Raw genomic sequence first — 12,044 nt, forward strand, 5'->3', positions numbered from 1 at the left:
TCGTTCGGTTGAATGACTTCAATGGTCGTTCGGCGGCCCGTATGGTGTCAACCCTGTGGATAACTGCTGAGGTATGAGCGGGAGCGGGGCGGGATGGACTCGTACGACGACGGGGGCCCGGGCGGGTCCGATCCGGGCGGTTCGCCCGAACGGGTGGCGGAAGGGCCGAGGACCGGCATCGCGGCGCTGTCCATGCCGTACCAGGTGGTCGCGGCCGTCGCCCTCGCCGTCCTCGGCGTCTTCGCCTGCGTCCACCTCGCGATGGTCTTCCTGCACGTGGCGCCCTCGAACACGCTGACCAAGCAGCACGGCGAGGCCGTCGACGAATGGGTCTACCCGGAGTTCGAGCAGAACTGGAAGCTCTTCGCGCCCAACCCGCTCCAGCAGAACATCTCCGTCGAGGTCCGCGCCGAGATCACCGGCGCGGACGGCGGCCGCACCACCACCGGGTGGATCGACCTGTCCGCCCAGGACACGGCGCGGATCCGCGGCAGCTTCCTGCCCAGCCACACCGCGCAGAACGAGCTGCGCCGGGCTTGGGACTTCTACCTCAACTCGCACACCGACGACCACCGCCCCAACGGGCTGCGCGGCGAGCTCTCCGCGGAGTACATGCGGCGGATCGTGCTCCTGCGCCTCGACGAGCGGGCGCTCGGCGGCACCGTGCAGAAGATCCAGCTGCGTTCGGCCACCCGGGGTGTCCCCGCCCCCGCCTGGAGCAACGAGAAGGCCGACACGGCCCCCGTCTTCCGCACCGCGCCCTGGTGGCGGATCACCCCCGCCGACCGCCCCGCCGGTGCCGGAACCCGTACGGAGGCCGACCGATGAGCCGCACACCCGCCGCCGAGCGGCCCCGCGTGCCCTTCGACCGGCGGCTCGCCGCCGCCGTGCAGAAGGTCACGGCGAACGCCCTTGGCCCCTACCAGACCGCGATCGTCCGCATCGGCTTCTCCTTCACCTGGCTGCTGTTCCTGCTCCGCGAGTGGCCCCACCGGCTGGAGCTGTACGGCCCCGACGGCCCCTGGTCCTGGGAGATGGGCCACCGGCTCATCACCGACAACAACGCCTTCACGGTGCTCATGTGGTCGGACGGCCGGCTCTGGTTCGAGATCGTCTACGGCCTCGCGGTGCTCTCCGCCCTCCTGATGCTGCTCGGCTGGCACACCCGGGCCGTCTCGGTGGTCTTCATGGCCGGAGTGCTCTCGCTGCAGAACCGCTCCATCTTCATGGGCGACGGAGGCGACAACGTCATCCACCTGATGGCGCTCTACCTCGTCCTCACCCGCTGCGCGCAGGTCTGGTCGCTCGACGCCCGGCGCGCCGCGCGCGGCCGCGACGGCGGGGCCGCGGGGCCCCTGCTGTGGACCGTCCTCGGCGGCTTCCTGATGGCCGCCACCTTCTTCTCCGGCACCACCGGCGAGTGGTGGCTGCTGGTGCTGCTGTGGGTGCTGTGGCTGGGGCAGGGCCTGTGGTGGCTGGTGAGCCGCTACGCCCCCGAGGAGCCGCGCACGCTTCTCGACGTGGTGGCCAACCTCGCCCACAACGCCACCCTCGTCGTGATCATGGCCGAGGTCTGCCTGATCTACGCCACGGCCGGCTGGTACAAGGTCCAGGGCTCGCGCTGGCAGGACGGCACCGCGCTGTACTACCCGCTCCAGCTCGACTACTTCTCGCCCTGGCCCGCCCTCTCCGACCTCCTGGGCGCGAGCGGGCTGATCGTGCTGCTGCTGACCTACGGCACCGTGATGGTGCAGGTCGCCTTCCCCTTCACCCTCTTCAACCGCAAGGTCAAGAACGTCCTGCTCGCGGCGATGATGCTGGAGCACGCCGGCATCGCCGTGCTGCTCGGCCTGCCGTTCTTCTCGCTCGCGATGATCGCCGCGGACGCGGTCTTCCTGCCGACGGCGTTCCTGGTGTGGCTGGGCGCGCGGACGGCGCGCGGCCGCGACCGGGTGCTGCGCAGGCCGCGGGCCGAGGCGGTGCCGCCGGAGCGGAGCCGTTCGGGTGACGAGCACAGTCCCCGTACCCTCGTCGGGTGAGCACCACCGAAGAACAGGCCGTGCCGGTCCAGGACGGCGAGCCGATCCAGTACGACGAGGCGTACGGCCCCGAGGTCGGCGTCGGGCCGCATCCGCGGCCGTGGCCTCGGGGCGAGCAGTACGACCCGGAACTGCTGGCCGGCGGCGACCGGCGCAACGTCGTGGACCGCTACCGGTACTGGACGCGCGAGGCGATCGTGGCGGACCTGGACACCCGGCGCCACGACTTCCACGTGGCGGTGGAGAACTGGAGCCACGACTTCAACATCGGGTCGGTGGTGCGGACGGCCAACGCCTTCCTGGCGAAGGAGATCCACATCGTGGGCCGGCGGCGCTGGAACCGGCGCGGGGCGATGGTCACCGATCGCTACCAGCACGTACGCCACCACCCGGACACCGAGGCGCTGACCGCCTGGGCGGCGGCCGAGGACCTGCCGATCATCGGCATCGACAACCTGCCGGGCGCCGTGCCGCTGGAGCGGACCGTGCTGCCGCGGCGGTGTGTGCTGCTGTTCGGCCAGGAAGGCCCCGGCCTCACGGAGGAGGCGCGGGCGCGGGCCGAGATGGTCTGCTCCATCGCCCAGTTCGGTTCCACGCGGTCGATCAACGCGGGGGCGGCCGCGGCGATCGCGATGCACGCGTGGGTGCAGCGGTACGCGGAGATCGACTGACGCAGCGGGGGCGGGGCGTTGTTCTCCCCGCCCCCGACCGATGGGCCGGGCCGGCCTCTCCGGTGGGCTCGGCGTCAGGCCTGGCGGCGGATCTCCACCACGCGGAAGCGGTTGGAGACGAAGGCTCCGTCGCACAGGGCGGCGTTGGCGGCGGGGTTGCCGCCCGAGCCGTGGAAGTCGGAGAAGGCGGCGGTCTGGTTGACGTAGACACCGCCGGTGAGGTTCAGCGAGAGCTGCGCCGACTCCTCCAGGCAGACCTCCTCGATCGCGCGCTCGGTCTCGGCGGAGGTCGTGTAGGCACCGATCGTCATGGCGCCCTTCTCGCGGACCGTGCGGCGCAGCAGCTCCAGGGCGTCGGCGGTCGAGTCGACCTGGACGGCGAAGGAGACCGGGCCGAAGCACTCGGAGAAGTAGGCGGCCTCGGAGTCCGGCTTGGAGCCGTCGAGCTTCACGATGACCGGGGTGCGCACCACGGCGTCCGGGAACTCCGGGTTCACGACCTCGCGGGAGGCGAGCGCCACCTCGCCCAGCGCCGCCGCGGCCTCCAGGCGGGCCTTGACGTCCGGGTTGACCAGCGCGCCGAGCAGCGCGTTGGCCCTGGCGTCGTCGCCGAGCAGGCCGCCGACCGCGGCGGCGAGGTCGGCGACCACCTCGTCGTACGACTTCGGGCCCTGGTCGGTGGTGATGCCGTCGCGGGGGATCAGCAGGTTCTGCGGGGTGGTGCACATCTGGCCGCTGTACAGGGACAGGGAGAACGCCAGGTTGGAGAGCATGCCCTTGTAGTCGTCGGTGGAGTCGACGACGACCGTGTTGACGCCCGCCTTCTCGGTGTAGACCTGCGCCTGGCGGGCGTTGGCCTCCAGCCAGTCGCCGAAGGCGGTCGAGCCCGTGTAGTCGATGATCCGGATCTCGGGGCGGACGGCCAGGGTCTTGGCGATGCCCTCGCCGGGACGCTCGACGGCCAGCGCCACCAGGTTGGGGTCGAAGCCGGCCTCGGCGAGGACCTCGCGGGCGACGCGGACCGTGAGGGCCAGCGGCAGGACGGCGCGCGGGTGCGGCTTGACCAGCACCGGGTTGCCCGTGGCGAGGGAGGCGAACAGGCCCGGGTAGCCGTTCCACGTCGGGAAGGTGTTGCAGCCGATGACCAGGCCGATGCCGCGGCCGACCGGCGTGAACTCCTTGCTGAGCTCCAGCGGGTCCCGCTTGCCCTGCGGCTTGGACCAGGCCGTGAGGCCGGCCGGGGTGCGGGTCTGCTCCTCGTACGCGTACGCCACGGCCTCCAGGCCACGGTCCTGGGCGTGCGGGCCGCCGGCCTGGAAGGCCATCATGAACGCCTGGCCGCTCGTGTGCATGACCGCGTGCGCGAACTCGTGGGTGCGGGCGGAGATCCGGGCGAGGATCTCCAGGCACACCAGGGCGCGGGCCTCGGGCCCGGCGTCACGCCACGCGGCCGTGCCGGCGCGCATGGCGGGCAGCAGCACGTCGATGTCGGCGTGCGGATACTCGACGCCGAGCGCCGGGCCGTACGGCGAGGTCTCGCCGCCGGTCCAGCCGTCGGTGCCGGGCTGGTCGAGCTCGAAGCGCTTGCCGAGCAGGTCCTGATAGGCGGCGAGGCCGGCCGCGGCGTCCAGCGACCCGTTCTCCCCGTAGGCCTTCGGGTGCTCCGGGTGCGGGGACCAGTAGGCGCGGGTGCGGATCGTGGCGAGGGCCTGATCGAGTGTGGACCGGTGCTTCTCGGCCAGACGGTCGGTGGTCAGCTGAGCGGTGGCCATGGATGGACCAACTCCTCGTCGAGCTGGGCAGGGAGACGCGTACGGAGTTAGAGTAACCGAACGATCGGTCGGGACAAGGGGGTCCGTCGATCCTGTGGAAAACCCATCGGGGAGGATCACTCCTATGACCGCCAACGCCAACGTCCGCCCGGGGAGCGACGAGCCGTCGGCCGACGCGGCCGGGCCCGTGGATCCGAGCCGCGCCGTCGCCGTCGTCGGCACGGGCACCATGGGCCAGGGGATCGCCCAGGTCGCCCTGCTCGCGGGCCACCCCGTGCGCCTCTACGACAGCGCGCCCGGCCGGGCGGCCGAGGCCGTGGCGGCCGTCGGGGGCCGCCTGGACCGGCTCGTCGAGAAGGGCCGGCTGGACGCGGCGGAGCGGGACGCCGCGCTGGCCCGGCTGCACGCGGCGGACGCGCTCGCCGAGCTTGCCGGCGCCGCCCTGGTCGTCGAGGCGATCGTCGAACGGCTCGACGTCAAGCAGCGGCTGTTCGCGGACCTGGAAGACGTCGTCGGCGCGGACGCCGTGCTCGCCACCAACACGTCCTCGCTGTCCGTCACCGCCATCGCGGGCGGACTGCGGCTCCCCGGCCGGTTCGTCGGTCTGCACTTCTTCAATCCGGCGCCGCTGCTGCCGCTGGTCGAGGTCGTCAGCGGCTTCGCCACCGACCCGGCGACCGCCACGCGCGCGTACGAGACGGCGAGGCGCTGGGGCAAGACGCCGGTGCGCTGCACCGACACCCCCGGCTTCATCGTGAACCGGATCGCCCGCCCCTTCTACGCGGAGGCGCTGCGGGTCCACGAGGAGGGCGTCGCCGACCCCGCGACGATCGACGCGGCCCTGCGCGAGTCCGGCGGGTTCCGGATGGGCCCCTTCGAGCTGACCGACCTGATCGGCCAGGACGTCAACGAGGCCGTCACCCGGTCCGTGTGGGACTCCTTCCACCAGGACCCCAAGTTCACGCCGTCGCTCGCGCAGCGCCGGCTCGTCGAGTCCGGACGGCTCGGCCGCAAGTCGGGGCACGGCTGGTTCTCGTACGCCGAAGGCGCCGGACGGCCCGAGCCGCACACCGCGGCCCCGGCGAAGGCCCCCGAGCGGATCACCGTCCGCGGCGGCCTCGGTCCGGCCGAGCAGCTGGTCGGGCTCGTCGAGGAGGCCGGGATCACGGTCGTGCGGGAGGAGGGCGAGACCGGCGGAATCGAGCTGCCGAGCGGCGCCCTGCTCCGCCTCGCGGACGGGCGGACCTCCTTCGAACGCCCCCAGGAGAAGATCGTCCACTTCGACCTGGCGCTCGACTACGCGGCGGCGGGCCGGATCGTCCTCTCGGCCCGTGAGGGCATCCCGGCCGAGGCACTCGACGAGGCGGTGGGTCTCTTCCAGGCGCTCGGCAAGCAGGTCTCCGTCATCGGGGACGTACCCGGCATGATCGTGGCCCGTACGGTCGCGATGCTGGTGGACCTGGCGGCCGACGCCGTCGAACGGGGCGTCGCCACCGCGGAGGACGTCGACACCGCGATGCGGCTCGGGGTCAACTACCCGGCCGGTCCCCTGGAGTGGGGGGCGAGAATCGGGTTCCGGCGCGCCTGCTCCCTGCTGATCCAGATGCACAAGCGGTACCCGACCGGGCGATACGCGCCGAGCGTCGCCCTCGCGCGCCGGGGCTATGCCGAGCCGGCCGAGGAGAGCAGATGACCACCGCGCGACGCGACACCTACACCCCCGAGACGCTGCTCCAGGTGGCCGTCCGGGTCTTCAACGAGCGCGGCTACGACGGCACCTCCATGGAGCACCTGTCCAAGGCGGCGGGGATCTCCAAGTCGTCGATCTACCACCACGTGTCCGGCAAGGAGGAGCTGCTGCGGCGGGCCGTCAGCCGGGCGCTCGACGGGCTCTTCGCGATCCTGGACGAGCCGGCCGCCGGGCGGGGCCGGGCGATCGAACGGGTCGAGTACGTGACCCGGCGCACCGTCGACGTGCTGATCGCCGAACTGCCGTACGTGACGCTGCTGCTGCGCGTGCGGGGCAACACGACCACCGAGCGGTGGGCGCTGGAGCGGCGCCGCGAGTTCGACCACCGGGTGGCCGATCTCCTGAAGGCCGCGGCGGCCGACGGGGACCTGCGGGCGGACGTGGACATCCGGCTCGCCACCCGGCTGCTCTTCGGCATGATCAACTCGCTGGTGGAGTGGTACCGGCCGCACCCCGACGCCACGACGGACCGGGACCAGCTGGCGGACACCGTCGTCCACCTCGCCTTCGACGGGCTGCGTACGGCCCGCTGACCGGGGCGCCGAAGACGCGTCGGGACGAGGAGCCCGGCCGGGGTGACCCCGGCCGGGCTCCTCGTCCTCCCCGGTCAGACGCGGCGGTCCGGGTCCGGGTCGAGGTCGGTCTCCTCGAAGACCAGCAGGGTGCGGGTCGACAGCACCTCGGGAATGGACTGGAGCCGGGTCAGGACCAGCTCGCGCAGGGTCCGGTTGTCGGGGGTGTGGACCAGCAGCAGGACGTCGAAGTCGCCACTGACCAGGGCGATGTGCGCGGCGCCCGGAAGGGCCTGGAGCTGTTCGCGCACGGTGCGCCACGAGTTCTGGACGATCTTGAGCGTGATGTAGGCGGAGGCGCCGTGGCCCGCGCGCTCGTGGTTGACGCGGGCGCCGAAGCCCCGGATCACCCCGTCGTCGATGAGCCGGTTGATCCGCGCGTACGCGTTGGCGCGCGACACGTGGACCCGCTCGGCCACCGAGCGCACCGAGGCCCGGCCGTCGGCCTGGAGCAGCCGCAGGATGTCACGGTCGATGGCGTCCAGCGGGCGGGCCGGCGGCATCGGCGGGACCATGGCAGGGCCGGTCGGCGACCCCGCGGGGACGGTGGCGCCCGGGGGCGCGTTCAGGGGCGCGTTCAACAGCTCGGTGTCCGCCTGCTCCTCGACGTCGGCCATTTGTTCATCCGCCATGTCCCCCCGCCTCTCTCCCGTGGACGACCTGCCTCCATCCCAAGCTGTGGAGAACCGTTTGTCCACAGGCTGGAGGTGCCTGTAGCCAAAATGCCTCCACGACCGAACAATCGGTAGGTGAGGCGCGCCACATTCCGCGCCACCCGCCTTCGGGTCTTATGCCCGCTCCCACGAGGAGGTGGACTCGTTGCAACAGCGCAGTTCGACAGTCCAAGAGCCCCCCGGTGCCGCCCGTGCCTACCGGCCCACTCCGCCCCCGGCATGGCAGCCGCGCACCGATCCCGCCCCGCTGCTGCCGGAGTCCGAGCCGCTGCGCGTGCTCGGCACGGACGCCGTGGCCGACGCCGACCCGGAGCTGCTGCGCCGGCTCTACCGGGAGCTCGTACGGGGCCGTCGGTACAACGCGCAGGCGACCGCCCTCACGAAGCAGGGCCGGCTCGCCGTCTACCCCTCCACGACCGGCCAGGAGGCCTGCGAGGTCGCCGCGGCGCTGGCCCTGGAGGAGCGGGACTGGCTCTTCCCCTCCTACCGCGACACCCTGGCGGCCGTCGCCCGTGGCGTCGACCCCGTACAGGCCCTGACCCTGCTGCGCGGCGACTGGCACACCGGCTACGACCCGCACGAGCACCGCGTGGCGCCGCTGAGCACTCCGCTCGCCACCCAGCTCCCGCACGCCGTGGGCCTCGCGCACGCCGCACGCCTGAAGGGCGACGACGTCGTCGCGCTCGCCATGGTCGGCGACGGCGGCACCAGCGAGGGCGACTTCCACGAGGCGCTGAACTTCGCCGCCGTGTGGCAGGCCCCCGTGGTCTTCCTCGTGCAGAACAACGGCTTTGCGATCTCCGTGCCGCTCGCCAAGCAGACCGCGGCCCCCTCCCTGGCCCACAAGGCCGTCGGCTACGGAATGCCCGGCCGGCTCGTCGACGGGAACGACGCCGTAGCCGTCCACCAGGTGCTCACCGAGGCCGTGGCCCGCGCCCGGCGCGGCGGCGGCCCCACCCTCGTCGAGGCCGTCACCTACCGCATCGACGCCCACACCAACGCCGACGACGCCACCCGCTACCGGGGCGAGTCCGAGGTCGAGATTTGGCGGGCGCACGACCCCATCCTGATCCTTGAGCGGGAGCTGACCGAGCGCGGACTGCTCGACGAGGACGGCCGCCGCACGGCCGCCGAGGAAGCCGAGACGATGGCGGCCCGGCTGCGCGAGCGGATGAACGCCGACCCCGTTCTGGACCCGATGGACCTGTTCGCCCACGTGTACGCCGAGAAGACCGCGCAGCTGCGCGAGCAGGCGGCGCAGCTGCGGGCGGAGCTCGACGCCGAGAGCGAGGCGGGATGACCACCCACGCCACCGCGCGGCCGGCCACGAAGGCCGCCGCCAAGCCCGCCACCATGGCGCAGGCACTCCAGCGCGCCATGCGCGACGCGATGGCCGAGGACCCCACCGTCCACGTGATGGGAGAGGACGTCGGCACCCTCGGCGGCGTCTTCCGGGTCACCGACGGCCTCGCCAAGGAGTTCGGCGAGGACCGCTGCACCGACACGCCGCTGGCCGAGGCGGGCATCCTCGGCACGGCCGTCGGCATGGCCATGTACGGCCTCCGGCCGGTCGTGGAGATGCAGTTCGACGCCTTCGCCTACCCGGCCTTCGAGCAGCTGATCAGCCACGTCTCCCGGATGCGCAACCGCACCCGGGGCACGATGCCGATGCCGATCACGGTCCGCGTGCCGTACGGCGGCGGCATCGGCGGAGTCGAGCACCACAGCGACTCCTCCGAGGCGTACTACATGGCGACGCCCGGCCTCCACGTCGTCACCCCCGCCACCGTCGAGGACGCCTACGGGCTGCTGCGCGCCGCCATCGCCTCCGACGACCCGGTCGTCTTCCTGGAACCCAAGCGGCTGTACTGGTCGAAGTCCGACTGGTCGCCCGAGGCTCCGGCCGCCGTCGAACCGATCGGCAAGGCGGTCGTGCGCCGCCGCGGCACCAGCGCCACCCTCATCACCTACGGCCCCTCCCTGCCGGTCTGCATGGAGGCCGCCGAGGCCGCCCAGGCGGAGGGCTGGGACCTGGAGGTCGTCGACCTGCGCTCGCTCGTGCCCTTCGACGACGAGACCGTCTGCGCGTCCGTGAAGCGCACCGGCCGGGCCGTCGTCGTGCACGAGTCGGCCGGATTCGGCGGCCCCGGCGGGGAGATCGCCGCCCGGGTCACCGAGCGCTGCTTCCACCACCTGGAGGCCCCGGTGCTGCGGGTCGCGGGCTTCGACATCCCCTACCCGCCGCCGATGCTGGAGCGGCACCATCTGCCGGGTGTGGACCGGGTCCTCGACGCGGTCGCCCGTCTCCAGTGGGAGGCGGGCAGCTGATGGCCCAGGTGCTCGAATTCAAGCTGCCCGACCTCGGTGAAGGTCTCACCGAGGCCGAGATCGTGCGCTGGCTCGTCGACGTCGGCGACGTCGTCGCCATCGACCAGCCGGTCGTCGAGGTCGAGACGGCCAAGGCGATGGTGGAGGTGCCCTGCCCCTACGGCGGGGTGGTCACCGCCCGCTTCGGCGACGAGGGCACCGAACTGCCCGTCGGCGCTCCCCTCCTGACGGTCGCCGTCGGCGGTGCCGAGGACGGCGACGGCGCTTCCGCCGGTGCCGCCTCCGGCGGTGGTGCACAGGGCTCCGCCGCCGCGTCCGCCGCGTCCGCCGGGACCGGGGAGAGCGCGGTGTCCTCGGAGTACTCCGGCAACGTGCTCGTCGGCTACGGCACCGCCGGGCCCGCCGCCCGGCGGCGCCGGGTGCGGCGCGACACGCCGGCTGCCACGCCCGTCACCGCCGCCGCGCCCGCTGCGGCCCCTCCGGCCGCCCCGGCGGCGCCGGTCGGGCCCGTGCCCGTCATCTCGCCGCTGGTGCGCAAGCTGGCCCGGGACAAGGGGCTCGACCTGCGGCAGGTCCGCGGCTCGGGACCCGACGGACTGATCCTGCGCGCCGACGTGGAGGCGGCCCTCGCCGGGCGGGAGCGGCCCGCCGCCGTGCCCGCCCCCGCACCGGCCGCCACGGCCGCCGTCGCCTCGACCGCCGTCGCCTCGGCCGCCGTCGGCGAGCGGGTACCGCTGCGCGGTGTGCGCGGTGCCGTCGCCGACAAGCTCTCCCGCAGCCGTACGGAGATCCCGGACGCCACCTGCTGGGTGGACGCCGACGCGACCGAACTCATGGCCGCGCGGGCGGCGATGAACGCGGCGGGCGGACCGAAGATCTCCGTCCTCGCCCTGCTCGCCCGGATCTGCACCCACGCCCTGGCCCGATTCCCGGAGCTCAACTCCACGGTGGACACGGCGGCGCGGGAGATCGTGCGACTGCCTTCCGTGCACCTCGGCTTCGCCGCGCAGACCGACCGCGGTCTGGTCGTGCCCGTGGTCAAGGACGCGGGCGGCCGCACGGCCGAGTCGCTGACCGCCGAGTTCGCCCGGCTCACGGAGTCGGCACGGCAGGGGACGCTGACTCCGGCGGACCTCACCGGCGGCACGTTCACCCTGAACAACTACGGGGTGTTCGGGGTCGACGGCTCCACGCCGATCATCAACCACCCCGAGGCGGCCATGCTCGGCGTGGGGCGGATCGTCCCCAAGCCGTGGGTGCACCAGGGCGAACTGGCGGTACGGCAGGTGGTGCAGCTCTCGCTCACCTTCGACCACCGGGTCTGCGACGGCGGGACGGCCGGCGGCTTCCTGCGCTACGTGGCGGACTGCGTCGAGAACCCGGCGGTGCTGCTGCGCACCCTGTGAGCCGGCGGCGCCCGACGGCGCCGACCGGTTCGGCAGAACTCCGCCGGGACGGACGCAGGCCGGGGCACGGGGCCCCGGCGGCACCTGGCGGTCTCGTCCGGGACCCAACCCCACGCCGGGTCCCGGACACGTTCGATCCGACCGGGCTCCCGGCGACCGGGCGGGCGGCGACCGGGCGGGCGGTCATTCGGGCGTCCGGCGCCTCCGGGCGGCGGTGGCTATTTGGTCCTGGGCGGCCGGTTTTCCGGCACCCGTGCCTCTGGGCCGCTGGACGACTGGTCCTCGGCGACTGGTCCCGGGTCCTCGGGGCGTGCCGCCTTCCGTGCCCGCGCCCCCGGGCGGACGGGCGTCTGGTCCTCGGCGCCGGTCCATCGTCCGGCACCGGCGCCTTCGCACCGCTGGACTCCCGGTCCTCGGCGCCGGTCGCCCCCCTTCCGGGCACCCGCCGTTCGCCCCTCCGGGTGTGTGAGGTGTCTCCCTCCGTGAGACGGACCGGCCCGGCCGGGGTGCCGTTCGGAGGGACGGACCATACTGCTGGGATGACGACCGCGTACGACGCCATCGTGCTCGCCGGTGGTGCCGCCCGGCGCCTCGGAGGGGCCGACAAGCCCGGGGTACGGGTCGGGGGGCGCCCCCTGCTCGACCGGGTCCTCGCGGGCTGCCGCGACGCCCGCCGCACCGTCGTCGTCGCCGCTCCCCGGGCCACCGCACGCCCCGTCGAGTGGACCCGAGAAGACCCGCCCGGCGGCGGCCCCGTCGCCGCGCTCGCCGCGGGCCTGCGCCGCCTCGCCGAGGCGCCCGGAGCCGGCGGTGCCGGCGACACCCCGGCGGA

10 protein-coding genes and 1 pseudogene are annotated in these 12,044 nt (G+C 73.5%); 9 read left to right on the forward strand and 2 right to left on the reverse strand.

Features of this window, described 5'->3' with window-relative positions; genetic code table 11:
* Positions 1 to 93: 93 nt before the first annotated feature.
* Genes ABD954_RS17355 through ABD954_RS17365 form a run of 3 tightly spaced genes read left to right on the forward strand, consistent with a single transcriptional unit; the run spans position 94 to position 2,710 of the window.
* Positions 94 to 828: a DUF5819 family protein gene (locus tag ABD954_RS17355; protein WP_345486942.1), complete on the forward strand. Its 735-nt coding sequence runs from the start codon at positions 94 to 96 to the stop codon at positions 826 to 828.
* Positions 825 to 2,039, forward strand: a complete 1,215-nt coding sequence (locus ABD954_RS17360; protein ID WP_345486943.1) for an HTTM domain-containing protein — start codon at positions 825 to 827, stop codon at positions 2,037 to 2,039. The genes ABD954_RS17355 and ABD954_RS17360 overlap by 4 nt, the downstream gene beginning before the upstream one ends.
* Positions 2,036 to 2,710: a TrmH family RNA methyltransferase gene (locus ABD954_RS17365; protein WP_345486944.1), complete on the forward strand. Its 675-nt coding sequence runs from the start codon at positions 2,036 to 2,038 to the stop codon at positions 2,708 to 2,710. The genes ABD954_RS17360 and ABD954_RS17365 overlap by 4 nt, the downstream gene beginning before the upstream one ends.
* A gap of 74 nt (positions 2,711 to 2,784) precedes the next feature.
* Here the strand turns inward: ABD954_RS17365 and paaN are convergent, their stop codons facing one another.
* Positions 2,785 to 4,482, reverse strand: a complete 1,698-nt coding sequence (paaN, locus tag ABD954_RS17370; RefSeq protein WP_345486945.1) for a phenylacetic acid degradation protein PaaN — start codon at positions 4,480 to 4,482, stop codon at positions 2,785 to 2,787.
* Between the two features lie 124 nt (positions 4,483 to 4,606).
* Between paaN and ABD954_RS17375 the strand changes: the two genes are divergently transcribed.
* Together ABD954_RS17375 and ABD954_RS17380 are read left to right on the forward strand one after the other, a co-directional pair.
* Entirely contained in the window at positions 4,607 to 6,175 is a 1,569-nt protein-coding gene (locus ABD954_RS17375; protein WP_382745701.1) for a 3-hydroxyacyl-CoA dehydrogenase, read from the forward strand.
* Entirely contained in the window at positions 6,172 to 6,765 is a 594-nt protein-coding gene (locus ABD954_RS17380) for a TetR/AcrR family transcriptional regulator (RefSeq protein ID WP_345486946.1), read from the forward strand. The genes ABD954_RS17375 and ABD954_RS17380 overlap by 4 nt, the downstream gene beginning before the upstream one ends.
* 74 nt (positions 6,766 to 6,839) lie before the next feature.
* On the opposite strand, the gene ABD954_RS17385 is transcribed toward ABD954_RS17380, so the two are convergent.
* The gene (locus ABD954_RS17385; protein ID WP_382745703.1) at positions 6,840 to 7,436 is read right to left on the reverse strand and encodes an Lrp/AsnC family transcriptional regulator; all 597 of its coding nucleotides are present in this window, start codon (positions 7,434 to 7,436) and stop codon (positions 6,840 to 6,842) included.
* Between the two features lie 178 nt (positions 7,437 to 7,614).
* On the opposite strand from ABD954_RS17385, the gene pdhA reads away from it, so the two are divergent.
* From pdhA to mobA, 4 genes and pseudogenes are all read left to right on the forward strand, one after another.
* A complete protein-coding gene (gene pdhA / locus ABD954_RS17390; protein WP_345486947.1) occupies positions 7,615 to 8,778 on the forward strand; it encodes a pyruvate dehydrogenase (acetyl-transferring) E1 component subunit alpha in 1,164 nt (387 codons plus the stop codon).
* Positions 8,775 to 9,806 (forward strand): alpha-ketoacid dehydrogenase subunit beta, encoded by a 1,032-nt coding sequence (locus tag ABD954_RS17395; protein ID WP_345486948.1) that lies wholly within the window; start codon positions 8,775 to 8,777, stop codon positions 9,804 to 9,806. Before pdhA ends, ABD954_RS17395 begins: the two co-directional genes overlap by 4 nt.
* On the forward strand, positions 9,806 to 11,212 hold the full coding sequence (locus ABD954_RS17400) for a dihydrolipoamide acetyltransferase family protein (RefSeq protein ID WP_345486949.1): 1,407 nt from the start codon (positions 9,806 to 9,808) through the stop codon (positions 11,210 to 11,212). The genes ABD954_RS17395 and ABD954_RS17400 overlap by 1 nt, the downstream gene beginning before the upstream one ends.
* A gap of 539 nt (positions 11,213 to 11,751) precedes the next feature.
* A pseudogene (gene mobA, locus ABD954_RS17405) lies at positions 11,752 to 11,994 on the forward strand (molybdenum cofactor guanylyltransferase); the annotation flags it as partial.
* Positions 11,995 to 12,044 lie beyond the last annotated feature (50 nt).

This window comes from Streptomyces roseoviridis (assembly GCF_039535235.1).
GTDB classification, from domain to species: Bacteria; Actinomycetota; Actinomycetes; order Streptomycetales; family Streptomycetaceae; genus Streptomyces; species Streptomyces roseoviridis.